At 44.6% G+C, this 15193-nt stretch carries 15 protein-coding genes and 3 pseudogenes; 8 read left to right on the top strand and 10 right to left on the bottom strand.

From position 1 onward, the window contains the following. Window positions 1-43: 43 nt before the first annotated feature. Window positions 44-607 carry a TetR/AcrR family transcriptional regulator gene (locus ACFTRD_RS15145; RefSeq protein ID WP_379381466.1) on the bottom strand — a complete coding sequence of 188 codons (564 nt, stop codon included), beginning with the start codon at window positions 605-607 and terminating at the stop codon, window positions 44-46. A 256-nt stretch (window positions 608-863) separates the two neighbouring features. Here ACFTRD_RS15145 and ACFTRD_RS15140 point away from each other — a divergent pair. Both ACFTRD_RS15140 and ACFTRD_RS15135 read left to right on the top strand, forming a co-directional pair. Continuing rightward, window positions 864-1049, top strand: a pseudogene (locus ACFTRD_RS15140) (glyceraldehyde 3-phosphate dehydrogenase NAD-binding domain-containing protein); the annotation flags it as partial. After that, window positions 1036-1288, top strand: a pseudogene (locus ACFTRD_RS15135) (IS30 family transposase); the annotation flags it as partial. The pseudogenes ACFTRD_RS15140 and ACFTRD_RS15135, both read left to right, overlap by 14 nt. Window positions 1289-1384: 96 nt before the next feature. Here ACFTRD_RS15135 and ACFTRD_RS15130 read toward each other — a convergent pair. Next, window positions 1385-2344 carry an L-threonine 3-dehydrogenase gene (locus tag ACFTRD_RS15130; RefSeq protein ID WP_379381464.1) on the bottom strand — a complete coding sequence of 320 codons (960 nt, stop codon included), beginning with the start codon at window positions 2342-2344 and terminating at the stop codon, window positions 1385-1387. A 37-nt stretch (window positions 2345-2381) separates the two neighbouring features. Further along, a complete protein-coding gene (locus tag ACFTRD_RS15125) occupies window positions 2382-3572 on the bottom strand; it encodes a glycine C-acetyltransferase (protein ID WP_379381462.1) in 1191 nt (396 codons plus the stop codon). A gap of 549 nt (window positions 3573-4121) precedes the next feature. On the opposite strand from ACFTRD_RS15125, the gene ACFTRD_RS15120 reads away from it, so the two are divergent. Beyond that, entirely contained in the window at window positions 4122-4295 is a 174-nt protein-coding gene (locus tag ACFTRD_RS15120) for a hypothetical protein (RefSeq protein WP_379381460.1), read from the top strand. A 420-nt stretch (window positions 4296-4715) separates the two neighbouring features. Here the strand turns inward: ACFTRD_RS15120 and ACFTRD_RS15115 are convergent, their stop codons facing one another. Then, window positions 4716-5900, bottom strand: coding sequence for a GNAT family N-acetyltransferase (locus ACFTRD_RS15115; protein ID WP_379381458.1), 1185 nt, complete (start codon window positions 5898-5900; stop codon window positions 4716-4718). A gap of 159 nt (window positions 5901-6059) precedes the next feature. Here ACFTRD_RS15115 and ACFTRD_RS15110 point away from each other — a divergent pair, with 159 nt between their 5' ends. From ACFTRD_RS15110 to ACFTRD_RS15100, 3 genes and pseudogenes are all read left to right on the top strand, one after another. Beyond that, window positions 6060-7109: an ArsR/SmtB family transcription factor gene (locus tag ACFTRD_RS15110; protein ID WP_379381456.1), complete on the top strand. Its 1050-nt coding sequence runs from the start codon at window positions 6060-6062 to the stop codon at window positions 7107-7109. Window positions 7110-7267: 158 nt separating this feature from the next. Further along, the gene (locus tag ACFTRD_RS15105; protein ID WP_379381454.1) at window positions 7268-8980 is read left to right on the top strand and encodes an ABC transporter ATP-binding protein; all 1713 of its coding nucleotides are present in this window, start codon (window positions 7268-7270) and stop codon (window positions 8978-8980) included. A 131-nt stretch (window positions 8981-9111) separates the two neighbouring features. After that, window positions 9112-9390: pseudogene (locus tag ACFTRD_RS15100) on the top strand (DDE-type integrase/transposase/recombinase); the annotation flags it as partial. Between the two features lie 335 nt (window positions 9391-9725). Here the strand turns inward: ACFTRD_RS15100 and ACFTRD_RS15095 are convergent. The 4 genes from ACFTRD_RS15095 to ACFTRD_RS15080 all read right to left on the bottom strand — a co-directional run bounded on the left by ACFTRD_RS15095 (window position 9726) and on the right by ACFTRD_RS15080 (window position 12058). After that, window positions 9726-10091: a DUF3221 domain-containing protein gene (locus ACFTRD_RS15095; protein ID WP_379381452.1), complete on the bottom strand. Its 366-nt coding sequence runs from the start codon at window positions 10089-10091 to the stop codon at window positions 9726-9728. A gap of 476 nt (window positions 10092-10567) precedes the next feature. Then, a complete protein-coding gene (locus ACFTRD_RS15090; protein WP_379381450.1) occupies window positions 10568-10930 on the bottom strand; it encodes a hypothetical protein in 363 nt (120 codons plus the stop codon). After that, window positions 10927-11271: a hypothetical protein gene (locus ACFTRD_RS15085; protein WP_379381448.1), complete on the bottom strand. Its 345-nt coding sequence runs from the start codon at window positions 11269-11271 to the stop codon at window positions 10927-10929. Before ACFTRD_RS15085 ends, ACFTRD_RS15090 begins: the two co-directional genes overlap by 4 nt. A gap of 199 nt (window positions 11272-11470) precedes the next feature. Then, complete coding sequence (locus tag ACFTRD_RS15080) at window positions 11471-12058, bottom strand: YjgB family protein (RefSeq protein WP_379381446.1); 588 nt, start codon at window positions 12056-12058, stop codon at window positions 11471-11473. 254 nt (window positions 12059-12312) lie between these two features. Between ACFTRD_RS15080 and ACFTRD_RS15075 the strand changes: the two genes are divergently transcribed. Together ACFTRD_RS15075 and ACFTRD_RS15070 are read left to right on the top strand one after the other, a co-directional pair. Further along, window positions 12313-12546 (top strand): Ig-like domain-containing protein, encoded by a 234-nt coding sequence (locus tag ACFTRD_RS15075; RefSeq protein WP_379381444.1) that lies wholly within the window; start codon window positions 12313-12315, stop codon window positions 12544-12546. Next, window positions 12516-12938: a DUF5011 domain-containing protein gene (locus ACFTRD_RS15070; RefSeq protein ID WP_379383053.1), complete on the top strand. Its 423-nt coding sequence runs from the start codon at window positions 12516-12518 to the stop codon at window positions 12936-12938. Before ACFTRD_RS15075 ends, ACFTRD_RS15070 begins: the two co-directional genes overlap by 31 nt. A gap of 939 nt (window positions 12939-13877) precedes the next feature. Here ACFTRD_RS15070 and ACFTRD_RS15065 read toward each other — a convergent pair. Beyond that, complete coding sequence (locus ACFTRD_RS15065) at window positions 13878-14423, bottom strand: GNAT family N-acetyltransferase (protein ID WP_379381442.1); 546 nt, start codon at window positions 14421-14423, stop codon at window positions 13878-13880. Between the two features lie 60 nt (window positions 14424-14483). Beyond that, window positions 14484-15083 carry a hypothetical protein gene (locus ACFTRD_RS15060; RefSeq protein ID WP_379381441.1) on the bottom strand — a complete coding sequence of 200 codons (600 nt, stop codon included), beginning with the start codon at window positions 15081-15083 and terminating at the stop codon, window positions 14484-14486. Window positions 15084-15193: the final 110 nt, after the last annotated feature.

Here is a 15193-nt window from a genome sequence, read left to right as displayed (position 1 = left end):
ATCGATGATGCTCAGTTCCATTTCGATGTGCCAGTACACCAGATTAACTGGTCTTTAAGCAGCATTGCTGCAAATAGGACGAGAAGATTTTTTTATTCATTAGCATGTGCTTGTTATCCCCATCCAACTTGCTGAGTAAAATCCCTCCCTCCAACAAGGAAAATGCAAATGATGCTAGCGCATCCACATCCAGATCCTCCCTAAACTCCCCAGCTTGAATGCCGTCACGAATAATACTTTTCATCATATCCAAGAAGCTATGCAGCCCTTGCCTTGCCTGACCACAAAGCTCCAAATGAGTATCGTCACTTTCTACAGCTGTATTCTGCATGGGACATCCGCCAATAAACGGTGGATCGTTGACGACATTCTCATAGACACGAAAAAAAGCAACCAACTTTCCTGACGCAGACTGCTCTTGATCGACCGCTTCAGAAAATTTTCTGGCGACCATACTGGCAGCATAATTGTAGGCTTCAAGCGCTATCTCGTCTTTACTGGCAAAATGTCGATAGATGCCCCCCTTCTTAATTCCTGTGTCGGCAATAATATCGTTTAGCGATGTACCGGCATATCCTCTCTGGTTAAAAATTTCAGCCGATTTCATAATGATATGTTCCCGTGTTCTGTCCCCTTTTTTCATGAGCTCCTCCGTATGAACCTTTTTTTATTTCATTTGTTTTAAATGAATTACTCAATTCGTCTTGCAATTCACTAATATCATGCTAATATGAAGATACCGATCGGTCTCTTTTTTTTATTATACAACAGGCCATTCTAGAATGAAATAGCGCTGGCCCATTTTTATTTCATCACTGGCATTCGCTTATTGGAATAAATAAAACTTATAGGGGGATTTTTCAATGACTGTAAAAGTAGGTATAAACGGTTTTGGACGAATCGGACGACTCGCTTTTCGCCGAATTCAAGATGTGGAAGGCGTCGAGGTTGTAGCGATTAACGACCTTACAAATGCTAAAATGTTAGCTCATCTGCTCAAATATGATACGACGCAAGGCACTTTTCATGGTGACATTGAAGTCCATGACGTTCGACCGGGGGAAGGAGTTTGCCTGTTATGCCAATCTGGAAGCCACACCTGTTATACAGGTGTATTTTGCAGCCCCTATTCCCCCTGGCAACAGGCTCAAATGAGAATGCCAATGGTCTTTTGCGAGAATTCTTTCCTAAAGGCACGGATTTCGCTCAAATGACAGACGAAGCATTATGCCGTGTTCTTTATCTGATAAGCCACAGACCACGGAAATGTCTGGGCTGGAGGATGTAAAAAGAAGCTGCAACAAAAGGTCCGGGTAACGCCAAACCTCTTGATGCAGCTTCTTTTGTATTTCTACTCGCTTTGCACAGCGAATTCATAATAACTTTAAGCCTTGCGAAGCATTTGTCTCTCGCTTAGCTGTGAAAGCATATCCTTCGTCATGGCCTTCAGGTCGTAGCGGGCATGAAATCCCCATTCTGTTTTCGCTGCCGTCGCATCAATGGAATGCGGCCAGCTATCGGCAATCGCCTGTCTCTTCGGATCAACGTCATAATCGAGGATAAAGCCGGGAAACTCATCCCGAATCGCTGCAGCGATCGCCTCCGGATCCACGCTCATTGCGGTGACATTAAATGAATTTCGGTGCATCAACCGGGAAGAATCCGCTTCCATCAATTCGATGATAGCGTTCAGGGCATCCGGCATATACATCATGTCCATGTTTGAGTCCTTGGCGATATAAGATGTATACCGGCCAGCCGTCACGGCTGCGTAATAAATTTCCACCGCGTAATCCGTCGTTCCTCCGCCGGGAGGCGTCATATAAGATATCAAACCCGGGAATCGCAGCCCCCTGGTATCCAGGCCGTATTTGTGAAAATAATAATCACAAAGCAGTTCGCCAGACACTTTGTTCACGCCGTACATCGTATTGGGCCTCTGGATCGTATCCTGCGGGGTATTGTCTTTCGGAGTCGAAGGACCAAAAGATCCAATGGAGCTTGGAGTGAAAAATTGGCAGCCAAGCTCCCTGGATATTTCAAGTGCATTCATCAATCCGCCCATATTCAAATTCCAGGCAAGCAGCGGTTTCTCCTCTGCGGTAGCCGACAGCAGAGCAGCCAAATGGATGACGGTATCAACTTCGTACCGCTTGGCGATTTCGAACATCACCTTATCATTCGTCACGTCCAGCAGCTCGAATGGCCCGGATCGGGTAATTTCGTGGGCTGATGACCTGAGATCCGTAGCAACGACGTGATCCGCACCATAAATTTCACGTAATTTAACAACTAACTCAGAACCGATTTGGCCCAGTGCTCCGGTCACCAAAATCTTGTCCATAAGACATTCCTCCCGAAATATACTCCCGCGAATGCAGCTAAATCAGCTTCATTTCCTTGCCAACTTTCTCATAAACGGAGATCACCTGGTCGAGCATCTCCTTGGTATGGGCAGCTGTCGGCATGTTGCGTATTCTTCCGGTTCCTTTCGGAACCGTCGGAAACAGGATTGCCTTGGCGTAAACGCCTTCTTCATAGAGCCTTTTGCTGAACTGTTGGGTGGTTACTTCATCGCCAATGATACAAGGTGTGATCGGCGTTTCGCTTTGGCCTACATCATATCCAAGCCGGCTCAAGCCATTTTTCAAATCATTGCCGTTCTCCCACAGCTTCTCGATCAGCTCTTTGTCATTCATCAAAATGTCGACAGAAGCGCAGCAAGAAGCGATTACAGCCGGAGGTAGCGATGTCGAGAACAGAAACGGACGGCTTCTCAGCTTCAACCATTCGATCAGTTGTTTTTTACCCGCCACATAACCGCCGACAACGCCGATCGCCTTGGAAAGAGTACCAATTTGAAAGTCAATGCGGTCGGACAATCCAAAATGCTTCACGGTTCCCGCACCTGCTCCGAGAACGCCCGATCCGTGGGCATCATCCACATAAGTAATCAGATCGAATTCTTCTGCTATTTTCACGATTTCGGGCAGCTTTGCTATATCACCATCCATGGAGAAAACCCCGTCGGTGATGACCATAATTTTATGGTACTGACCTGATTCCTTGGCATCTTTCGCCTGCTGTCTTAAATCATTCATATCCGAATGCTTAAAGCGAATCACCTTGGCTCTCGACAGGCGGCAGCCATCAATAATCGAAGCGTGGTTCAGCTCATCTGATAAAATCGCATCATGCTGGTCCATTACCGCGGATATAGCTGCCATATTGCAGTTAAATCCCGATTGATACACGATAACGGCTTCCGTTTTTTTGAAACGGGCCAGTTTTTCTTCAAGCTCAATATGAAGATCCATCGTACCATTAATTGTTCTCACAGCCCCTGCGCCTGCCCCGTATGTCTGCGACGCCTTAACTGAAGCATCAATCAGGCGGTAATCTGTTGCCAGTCCCAAATAGTTATTGGAAGACAAATTGATTAGGGACTTTCCGTCGATACGAATAACAGGACCATTTGCACCCTGCAGCGTATCGATGACGTTATATAGACCTTTAGTCTTTAGATCTTCGATGTTCGAACTTAAAAATTGGTCCAATGCTTGACTTGACATTCCATTCCCTCCTCGATATACGTATGTCCTCGTACAGGAGACATAGTATTCTCCAAAAAACCCTGTTATAAAAGGAATTAAACTAATTTCAATGTATCATCTTTTTTATTTTTTGTACACATGTGGCGGACAAAAAATAAAAATATCCGCAAAAAAACATAGTGATTGCTTCCCTCATTCCCGGAAGCAATCGCTACTAAATCTTTGCTTATATCTTTTGCTGCTCGGTAACTTCTTGTGCAGCCATTATTTCTTTTGCTTATTCCTTTAAATCAATCGATTTACCCCGGTTCAAACGGGATTCTTCCGCGGCAAACGCAATGAGATGACTCCGTACGGAAGCGCTTGCCGAGGTTAGGCTCTCCTGACCACTATAGTTCCATAGCTACAAACTCCTTAAGGTGCTAGCACTACCCATGCCAACAGCGCTGTTCGGATCATCATGTTCGCCTGTAGCAAAAGCTGCCTCTTCAATATAATAGACACTCGTTTCTTTGGAAAAATGTCGACGCCATCATGCGAGAAACGGGTGGCCGCGGAGTCGATGTCGTGTTCGACACCATCGGCGGCAACACATTGTTGCGCAGCCCCGACACGCAAGCACTCCATGAACGAAGCTATTTTTCAAGCTCTTGCGCAAAGGGATACTGCCTTAGCAAAAAAATCATGCAGCAGTCCCAATGGAATATCAATGAAGGTGTCGTCAGCATCGCGAAGGGCTGACAATGGCGAAGCACTTATACGTTCATTAATATTACCAATGAAGTAACAGCTCTACCTTGAAATGGTGAAAAAAAGACCTACTTTATGCAAATAAGCTTCATGAGTTCAATAGCATATACTTCATGCCCAGCCATACTGGGATGATTGAATCCGTTGGCCAAGATATTCCATGATTCTGTTGCCGAAATTCCAATTTCAGCGATTGGCATTCCGCCTATCTCGGTAGAAACGATCACCTTGCCCGCCGCCTTGATGCTTCGAAAAACTGATGGGAAGCAAACCCCACCAAGTGTCACTTGAACCCTCATGATAACATGAAGGTTTTTTTAAGTGTCTACTTAAAGGGGATAATACCACCTACGCCCGGAGACTAAGACAGCTTTTTTTTGATGAAGCAGCAACACTTAATGATCAGGAAGCTTATTGTTCCGCACCAGCAATTCTGGAGATTGGCACCGAAATTTCAAATATTTCATTTTTGAGAAAAGCAACCGGCTCCGGCTGAACATACACTATGATCTTTCCGTCTTGGACATACCAGCCTGTACCAGCCGTTTCTATCCCCGGAAATTGGGCCGGCGGGGTGCTGTTCACTTCTCCGGATGCAATTTTCAGATTCACATACTGATTAATCTTTGTAGCACAATCTGGTAAATTGCCGGAGGCCTCGAGCAGCGTGAGCGGTTGTCCGGTGTTCAGATCAAAAGTCCAGCTGTGGCGGAGCAGCCGGTCTGGTTCTGTGCCGCCCATATATTGATAGGTATCGGCATAGAGGCTGAGCAGACCTTCCTGATTGTAGGCAACCTTCCACTGCGCCTGAAAACCATAAGGATACATATGGGCGTAATCAATAATCCTGTCTTTATCAGGGTGAACCGCCCAGGCCTCAGACAGCACCTGCTCCGCTTCTGTTTTCCACTTCTCTGCTGTCTCTTTCAGAAACTGATTAATATTATCCATTGCTTCCTTGTTGGCATATCCGGACAAGACCGGATAATGGAACGAAAAAGAATACGGCTCCGTAGCAACCGACAGTTCCTCAGAGGCAGAAATGGTTACATCATTTTCGGGACGTGCCGTCAGCTTATACTCAGCCCTGCCCTGCTGGACAATCGTGTATCCGGACAGGTCAGCAAGCTGGCGCAGCGGAAGATATGTTGAATTGCCGCGGATAAAGGGGGTTTTGGCGGATGAAGTCATGCCGTTTAGGTTGTACTCGCTGTAATTAAGAGCCATCTTGATTACACGCCGCAGCTTCTTTAGCGTGAGATCACCGGTCTTCGCATTATAATCAACTGTGTATCCCATGACTTTGGCAACAGGCACCAATTGGACCATAAGGGTGTTATCAGCATGGTAAGCCAGTACATCCAGCTTCTTTCCGTCGACGCTTAAAGTCGTTGCCTCCAATCCATAAGGTACCGCTGACGAAGCCAAGGAAATGCTTGTAACTCCCACAGCTGGCGAAGAGGCTTGTCCTGCCGCATAGGCAGTCTCTGCCGCAGAAGCCGGAAGATTCGTTGACAAAGACATGATGGCAGCAGCAAGGAATATTGTCCGGCGGTTTTTCATTATAATAGTTTTTGTCATTATATTGGTATGCAAAATGTAAGCCTCCATTTCACAGGAAATATTTGTTAGGCGTTTTCTTCTAACTTTAGACGTATGAATGGCCGTTTTGTTTCGCCCAGCTTGATAATAACGTTTTACATAAATATAATATATTAGATAAACACCAAATTCATTTGATATAGCGGAGGCCTAATGAATCTTATTATTCAGGAACGCTTAGAGCCGGTCTTTGAAACGATGGGGCTCTTGTACGTCAGCAGCCATGCGGAGAAGTTCAAGACAGATATGATTGAAGAGCTGAACAAATTCGGTGTGGACGGAGAGTTCTTTTATAACAGGCATCTCAAAGTACTCGACAAGTATATCGAAGGTTTCATGAAGCACCGGGTGATCGATGACAGCGCGAATACTTTTTTCAGCGAAGAAAATGAAGGTTTGTTTTCCGTTCTGCTTGCACTGCTTAGTGAGAATACAGGCTGGCTGGCTGCTTTTGATCAAGTAAGTGAAGATGACATGCGCGATGCACTGCTCAGGGTGCTGCTGCGCCTGGAAGAGCTGGATGACCAGCCGGCACAGAGTGCCTCTGCTAACAGCATCCGTTCACTGGATGATATTGTCACCTTTCTGGTAGGCTGTCCTGTGGATGAAAAAACGAAGTGGAAGCTGATGGGCATCCTGCAAACGCCGCGCAAACAGCTGCAGCTGCTGATTGATACCGTGAACACCAATCTCCCTGCCTTTGAAAAAGCGTCTGCGGAAGTGGTAAAACCGCTTAATAAGCTAATCAAGGCTTACATACAATCTGTCCATAAACAGGAGGATGAGCAGTTTCTGAAGCTGGTGGGAATGTTTGCTGAACAGCCTGTAGTGTATCCCACCCTGATCATGCCGCTGGGACAGCAGCTTTTCACTACACAATGTTACTATGGCCTTTATGTAGATGTGCTGCCGATTTCCGGCAAGACACTTGCTGACTCCAGAGATTTTCTGCTGCTTAGGCTTAAGGCGCTCGGCGACAACAGCAAGCTGCAAATCCTGGCTTCACTGAAGGTTAGCCCCAAATATAATCTCGAGATTGCAGAGCAGCTGGGCCTGACTGCCGCCACGATGTCGCATCACATGAATGTGCTGCTGGCCTGCGGTCTGGTCGGTATTGAGAAAAAAAACGGCAAGGTGTATTACCATTTGAATCAGGATAACCTGCGCCAATTAATCTCTGATATCGGGCAGTATTTGTTATAACAAACTCGTTTTCCCATGAGGGTTCCCATGATTAATCATGGGGAGTTTTTTATTAATTTATATTAGGTGGAAGTCTAACTGAGTTGACCTACATCTAATTTAAATGCTATTATCATCTTACGAATTTAATCATTATCTAACACAAAGGAGTTGATTTTTTGAAACAATCCCTCAGCCAGAGCAAAACACTGCTGGCGCTCACCCTGCTGCTAAGCGTCATCACGTCTGCAGCCACTGTATTCATTGCCCTGATCCTGGAAAAGGTAATCGATGCCGCGATGCAGGGTGACATTGAGCTTTTCCGCAAAATTCTCATCATGTCTGTTATTTATCTGCTGCTGCTCGCCCTGCTCGGGTATGTCTATTCTCTTTGCAGCAAAGCGCTCATCCGCAATCTGACGGTTTCCCTGCGGGAGAGGGTATTCCGGGGGATTTTCCAGCGTAAAGTTGAAGAGTTCACATCCGCGAATACCGCTGACTATCTGTCTGCACTTACTAATGATATCAAGCTGGCTGAAGACAACTACATCCACCCGATGCTGCTTATGCTGCAAAACACTGTAATTTTCGCCGTATCCCTGTTCGTCCTCTTTTATGTCAGTCCCCTGGTAACTTTGACCCTCATCTTAAGTATGGTGCTGATGTTTGCCGTCCCTTCCCTGTTTGGCAAAGCGCTGCAGAACCGACAAAATACCGTCTCTACACAAATGTCGGTTTTCACCACAAGACTGAAGGATTTACTATCCGGATATGAAGTTATCAAATCCTACGCCATGGGCAGGCACGCCTACCGTAAATTCAAGCAGGAAAATGAACTCGCCGCAGATACCCGGTTCGCCGCTGACCGTCTGTTCGCAGCCAATGAAGGCATATCCCAGACCTTGGCGGTTCTCAGCCAGTTTGCAGTGGTGTTCATTGCCGCCTGGCTCATCATTTCCGGTAATTTATCAGCAGGCAGCCTAGTTGCCCTTGTTCAGCTAAGCGGCGGAATTGTCGGTCCGGTTCTGATCATTATGGAGAATTTGCCCAAAATTCAAGGTGTAAAGCTTGTTCTGGACCGCATAGATGCTTTGGCTGGCAGTGCGGAGGAGCGTCATGAGAATCATACGGCCATGCTTGAACCAGTATTCAATGACAGTCTTGAAGTCCGCCAGCTGCAGTTCGCTTATCCATCCGGAAAGCAGGTACTCAAAGGCATTGATCTTACGCTTACAAAAGGTAAAAAATATGCGCTGGTCGGCCAAAGCGGCTGCGGTAAATCGACGCTGGTGAAGCTGTTAAGCGGTTATTATGAACATTACGAGGGAACTATCGCTGTTGATGGTACGGATACCCGGAGGCTGGACAGGGATAAGCTGCTGCAAATGGCCTCTACGATTCATCAGAACGTGTATATGTTTGATAATGATATCAGGCAAAACATCACGCTGTATGAAGATTTCACGGAAGAGGAACTGGAGCATGCCATTCAGATGAGCGGGATGCACAAGTTCTTAGCCGCGGCTCCGCAGGGCCTCCTCTATCCAGTCGGCGAGAACGGCTCCCGGCTCTCCGGCGGCCAGCGCCAGCGGATTGCTGTTGCCAGAGCCTTGATCCGGAACAAGCCGCTGCTGATTCTGGATGAAGGCACTTCCGCTATTGATATGCAAACTGCCTATGAAATTGAGAGCCGGCTGCTGAAGCATGAAGGACTCACCTTGATTACAATCACCCACAATATGAATGAGGACCTGCTCGGTCTGTATGATGAGATCATTTATATGGAGAACGGGGAGATTGCCGGCACAGGACGTTTGGAAGAGCTGCTCGAAGCCAGCAGCAGATTCAGAAGCTTTTATACGCTGAATAAAGAGGAATTAGCCGGGGCTTGAACACTAACCGGAACGGATAAAAGACAGGTGCCCGCATGCTGAACTGCACCCCAATTGTTAGACATTATCAACAATTGGAGCTGCAGTTTTTCTATGGCTAAATTTACAAACGAACAAAAAATGGATGCAGTTTATTGGGTGAGAAGCTTTATTTATTGCCTGTACTAGATTTATTTAATGGGGAAATTATTACGTATACCATTGGCTCAAGGCCAACGTATTCCCTTGTTTCAGAGATGTTAGATCAAGCTTTAGAACGTTTGCCAGAGGACCATCAGCTACTGATGCATTCTGATCAAGGCTGGCACTATCAAATGAAGCACTATCGTACAAAGCTTGAATCTAGAGGAATTGTACAAAGTATGTCTCGTAAAGGTAATTGTTACGACAATTCAGTGATGGAAAATTTTAGGGATCTGGAAGTTGAAAACAGTCGAATCCAAACTACGAATCCGATGAAAATAGGAGTTATACTCACAAGGCAGCGAAAAGAAAGTCGACCGATTGAGATCCGCTTCCCAAGCTGTTGCTTCTCGCTGTACGTATTCCATGGAGTCTATTCGGCTTTTGTCCGTCATACTCACATGGACGACAAGAACTTGATAACGTTCCCCCACCCATACAATTAGACAGCTAAATTATACTCCTTTGTCACCAGCCACTCGTTAGCTTAAAAAGGCAGCTGATTGCTCCAAAGAGCTTTCTTCTCATTTTTATTAACTATCGTTCCTCGTTAGCGTAATGATTAATGCGCCAGCTTTTCGATTTTACCAGCTACAATTTGCGGGGGGTCGGACTGCATTACAATGTATTCGCCTTTGTCATTCGTTTTGGGGGCTACTTTGACTTTATCGCCTATCGCCACTCCGTTATAAAGTTGTGCATCCTCTACGATATAATAAACCATTTCAATATTTCTCTTTTTCAAATCAGAATAAGCGTGATTTTTAGCATCACTCGAAGAAATATTCTTCGCCACGAGGATTTTTTGCTCTTCCTTGGCAATAACATAATTTCCCTTTTCAGCTTCAGGAGAAGGAGCGCTGCAACCACTAAGCACATATAAGACAACCACAAAGGTTATCCCTAAAATCAACTTAATCTTTTTCAATATCATGCACACCCCATCTCGTTTATTTCACCCACCCTATATAAGACACTGTTTCAATAAAGTTTGTTGCGCTAAACTGCCCGTTAGCTTAATGAAACAGATAAATATCCTAATCAACATTGGTACCATGTACTTAATCTTTCCTCATGTAACGAGCTCTTGCCTTAGCCAGAAAAAATCTGGTTCTTGGTACAAAAACACGTTTTCAAACGGTGAATCTTTTATTAACGTACTTTATCCCGCCACAATAGTGCCACTTAGAACTTTATAGATAACTACCTAATCCGAAACGACACAATGTTTTTGTCCTGCGACAACAAGAACTTGTACCCTTTGTTGTAACTTGTGCACATTGCCCCCTTTTCGTCATTTTGATCTCCAACGTTAGGAAAAATAAAAACCCATTAAATCGAATCATCAACGGGTTTTAATAATTCAATTTTTTAACATATAGATCAACTGCTGATTCGGGCCCCTCAGTAAGCATAAGCGTTCTGTTCCGTCCGTACGCCTTGGGTAATCGAGTCTCCCAGCAGCACCATGCGTTTGGCAGCCGGTCTAAAATAACCGATAAAGCTCGGCAGAACAAGCAGCTTATCTGACCGGGTTAACCGCTCTGCTCCGGGTTCGCCGGCCAAGTGGCCAGGTCCGTCAAAGCCTGCAGCCAGCATGCCTTCCACATTGTAAGGAAACGACTTCCCCGGCTCCAACGCCGATAACGTCCAGCTGAACACCAGGTCATATCCCTCTTTCAGCTCCAGGGTCGCCTCGTCGCTGGAGAAGGTTTCACCCGGCCCGACCTCTTTGCTGTGTTGGCCTTCAAACGTAATCGGGGTCAAGGCCCGTCAGGTACCCGTCCGTCACGCCGTGTGCCTCCATCCCCGAAAAACGCGGATTCAATGCGCCATCTGCCGCCCGGTTCGCCCCCTGATGCTTCCTGTCCTTTGTCCCAGGTTGAATCTACAGCATTGCTGTGCCATATACGAAGCGTAAGTTTTCCACTTTCACAAGCACGGATATAAGTCCGGTATGTATGCGTAAAAGGCTCTAGGCTGCTCATAATAAAATTTGCCGCCGCGGATAACGGGGGTACTGAAACATAACCGTTCTCCATCGGCAGCAAATTTAATCGCTGTGCGTTAAGTTCTTGTTCTGTATTTCTGTAATCGTTGTTGTCCATCTGATATTCCTCCCGGCTGTGCAAGGGCCGATTTCAACTTTTCGGCCTGTTTAACAGCTAATAACGTTATTATACCGCCGGGAGATGATCAAAAACTTGAACGATCCGGTTACTTTCAAGCACTTTCTTGAGCCAGGCATCCCAGAAGATGCCTGGCCGTTTACCGCTATTAGAAGTTAGCGTATTCGCCTAACCTCTATTATTTTTTCAGAAGATTGATATGATCCAGTTCCGTGCTGCTGTTAAAAATAAATTCAAGTTTATAAGCGCCGCGGATGTAAGTCAGCTTGGTTTGGGTCAGTTTGCCCGTTTTGATCGTAGTGACCGAGTTTGGCGCAAACCAGTTTTTCTTCACCATAGCGATCGTGATGCCGCCGATGTTTGTTTGACGTTCTACATTGGTTCCGAAATAACGCATTTCACGGATTTTATCCAGCTTATAGTTGAAGGCGTATCCCGGTGTCCCCATGTCCGCTCCGTAAACGTCGAAGCCATCGGCGTCTTTAGCCGGCATTGGCGCTTTGCCGATAGCCTTAATCACTTCTTCTTTAGTCGTTTTGCCGACTGTGAAGCTGCTTACAACACCGGGAAAGTGGCCGTTAAGGGCAGGTTTATAAAAGCTGTTCAAAGTATTCAATGCTTTCTGGGAATCCGATTGGCTGACCGAAGCTGCGTGGGCCTTTGGAACAGGCAATACAGTGCTGTACAAGCCTGCTGAACCCGCGCCGATTACGCCGGCTGCAGTTAAAGCGATAGCTGCTTTTTTGAATGGTGTTTTTAAGTTCATGATGATCTCTCCTTTTATGATTCTCACCTATTTTATTTACCCATTATTTTTGTTATTGATTGCCGGGTTCCTTTTCCTTTTACCCGGATGTCTCAAAAGCTATCTCTACTATAACGGACGCCTCCTGTGAAGGGGTTACGATCTCATGTAAAGGTTATATCAATTTTGATACTCTCATTTGCAGGCGACGGGTGCAGCTGTGATAAAATATAATCTGAAGCTTTATCGCTGGAACAATGGAGGAACATACATCGATGAATTTGTCATTTACCACCTTTACGGAGTGGGATCAGAGCTGGTGGAAAAAGCTCAATGTTGGGGACTTCATTGGTGGAATAGCACCTCTTACTGAAGGGTATGTGAAGTTTTACCCCAAACCTGATTTCTCCGGTACTGCCAAGTTTAAGTACACCGTCACTGATGGATCTGATGTTGCTACAGCAGGGCAAGCTTTGAAATCAAGGATCCTTCTCGAAAAATTAATCTAACTGGAGAATCAACGCTGTATACTCTAAAGGGAAATTCATATCTCGAACCAGGCTATAGTGCATATGACGATTTAGATGGTGACTTAACAAGTGAGGTGTCTGTGACTGGTACAGTAGATTCCGATCGTTTAGGGACATCCCCGTTGAAATACAATGTCACTAATTCTGAGAACTATGCAGCTCAAGAAGTCACACGAACGGTACATGTTGTTTCTAATAAACTGACAGATCTTGCAGTAGGAACAAGCCTGACGCAGGAGTTCGTTTTAAGTGTATTCGTTCAATATATAGATATACATCTAATCGGCAATCGGACGATGTTCTTGTCCATTCCGGCAATCGGTACAAGTTCTTGTCCCCCGACAACAATAAAGACATTCCCATCAAAATGAATAGTTAGATCGATTGCCTGTCGTTATTAAAACTAAATATCCAATTAACCTCACTAACTTGCTATTTGTGATTATTGAACCCCGTTCATCCTCATTCCGAGAGTGACGGGGTTCTCATTTTATGCTTATCTATTAAACTTTCTTCCACAAATATTGGCCGGCAACTACCGGTCCTAGCATTGAAGTTTGCGTAGTGAACTAAAATTGTATTTGTGCTTAATAGTTCATTGATATCGTTGAAATATGGAATGCAGCCATTTCATTCGCAAATTTCCTTACTCCTCTTCCCTGTCGCCGAGACCGCGAATCAGCTTCTTTGCATAAGTGAGCTCGGGTTTAAGCGCCGAGCGCAAGTAATCCATGGCCACTTTTTGGATTGACATTCATTAGGCCATCTTGCATTTTGTGCTCCGGTATAAGTCACCTTTAAGATATTTAACAAAATAATCTTGAATAACTGATGGTAATAACTTGAAATTATTTTCCGGTACTATGACCTCTGCTTACTTCTCACCACAAGCTTTACTCCATCTTTCGGTTTTTTTCCCTACTTGACGTCAGTGAGACCTCCCCGGGTAAGAGCGATACGATTCCTCTCATCCATCTGCCACATTTACATCCGGAAATTGTGGCAGTATTGGACTTCGCTTTGGCTAGCAAGCTCGTCCGTTCCACCATGCCTTGTATGTGATTTCTGTTCATCAGACCGATGGTTTGCCTCCAGCTTCCTTCTGATTCCGCCTCGCGACGGACACCCTTGCCCTTGGCTAACAGTTCCTACTGCCAAGCCTGTAGCGGACTTTCACCGCCAAGTTATCGCCCATGCCGGGCGCATCAGCAAAAAAACAAGGGATCTAGTAAACCAGATCCCCTGTTTAGAAGTTTCTATTTATCTCTGTTATTATTCCTAGTTTTACGTTGTTTAAAAATGGGAATCTTTTAACCCTGTGTTAATTTTGGAGAGTAAAAATACGAAAGGATCGTCCCTGTGAAACTCCGAATTAGAGCGAGGTATTCTTTCGCACTTACATCATTACCATATACAAGTACTTCATATAAATCTCCATGTTCAACAATATTAAATGTTGTATTCCGAAATTGATTATTCAAATAGAATTTTTTCCGTTTTTGTCTTTGTTCGTAGTTGTCTACTTTTGGTTCTAAGGCTTCAATGTTTAGTATAATTCGGTTACCAGCATACCTTTCTTGAATCAATGTAAGGATTTTAGAACCGTATCCTTTAGATCGTAATTCAGGGGACGTAGCGAAGAATAATATAAAAGAAATATCTTTGTGAGTGATTATATAGGTAAATCCGACAAATATTTCAATATCGTAAATAGCAAAAAAATCAATAAAGTTTTTTTTAGCCTTCCAACTTAAAAACCACATTGGTATCCTCTCATTTTCAGGAAACGAGTTTACATACAACGTTTTTAATTTCCTAATATCTTTGAAGTATTTATTTACAGACTCTATTCTCATATTTACCAAAACCTCCTGATAAATCCCTCATAGTACACTCGCTATTAACGATTTACGTTATCATGTCTGTTTCTTTCGAAAGCGGATATATAATAGTACTACTAACAAAGCCACTAGGATCACAACACCAATGGTAATTGAAATATTTCGTATATTGGGTACAAACATTTCTAACTCCATGGGCTGGAGATTATCTAATGTTGAATACCAAGTTAATGTATCTCCATCCTGTGTAGCGGCATTATTTGATCCATAAAGATCAAAAGGCATGGTCAATCTAAATTCAATAGGGATATCCTGTACTAACCACCAAGCAACCGTCTCTGAAATACTGTTATTGTCTAAGCTTCCCAAAATGTCATCCATATAGTCCTTAGGTTTAAGGTCAGCAATAATTCTGTAGTTTGAGTATAGCCACTTTTCCTCATGTTTAATTTGGGTATCTATGAAACGGTCTAGTTTTTCAGTGTCATTAGAAGTTAATAGATTCTCGTATGAATCGTATACTTTGCGCAGCATGTACTTGGTTTTATCACCTTGATGGCTTTTCTGTAGAGTAAATCCTTCGAGCTGAAAGTTTTGAGACAACACATCTTCGAGCTCATTGCCCAATAGCCACTCCGTATCGTCGTTTAAGAGTAGTTGAAATGTCAGTTCCATACTACCGTTAGCCTTTACTTTGACATGAGCAGTACTTTGGACACAACCAGTAAGGAACAACATCAGTATGCTTACAATTGCGGTAATGACCGCTCGTTTAGTGCAATTTC

This window comes from Paenibacillus sp. NPDC056933 (assembly GCF_042674385.1).
Taxonomy (GTDB): domain Bacteria; phylum Bacillota; class Bacilli; order Paenibacillales; family Paenibacillaceae; genus Paenibacillus.
The sequence above is the reverse complement of the archived record's forward strand: the minus strand, read 5'-3'. Positions and strand labels throughout refer to the sequence as shown.

Excerpts from the sequence above, each read along its gene's own strand:
- ACFTRD_RS15145 (WP_379381466.1), bottom strand. The coding sequence starts at position 607 with ATGAAATCGGCTGAAATTTTTAACCAGAGAGGATATGCCGGTACATCG.
- ACFTRD_RS15130 (WP_379381464.1), bottom strand. The coding sequence starts at position 2,344 with ATGGACAAGATTTTGGTGACCGGAGCACTGGGCCAAATCGGTTCTGAG.
- ACFTRD_RS15125 (WP_379381462.1), bottom strand. The coding sequence starts at position 3,572 with ATGTCAAGTCAAGCATTGGACCAATTTTTAAGTTCGAACATCGAAGAT.
- ACFTRD_RS15110 (WP_379381456.1), top strand. The coding sequence starts at position 6,060 with ATGAATCTTATTATTCAGGAACGCTTAGAGCCGGTCTTTGAAACGATG.
- ACFTRD_RS15085 (WP_379381448.1), bottom strand. The coding sequence starts at position 11,271 with ATGGACAACAACGATTACAGAAATACAGAACAAGAACTTAACGCACAG.
- ACFTRD_RS15080 (WP_379381446.1), bottom strand. The coding sequence starts at position 12,058 with ATGAACTTAAAAACACCATTCAAAAAAGCAGCTATCGCTTTAACTGCA.
- ACFTRD_RS15075 (WP_379381444.1), top strand. The coding sequence starts at position 12,313 with ATGAATTTGTCATTTACCACCTTTACGGAGTGGGATCAGAGCTGGTGG.
- ACFTRD_RS15065 (WP_379381442.1), bottom strand. The coding sequence starts at position 14,423 with ATGAGAATAGAGTCTGTAAATAAATACTTCAAAGATATTAGGAAATTA.
- ACFTRD_RS15060 (WP_379381441.1), bottom strand. The coding sequence starts at position 15,083 with ATGGAACTGACATTTCAACTACTCTTAAACGACGATACGGAGTGGCTA.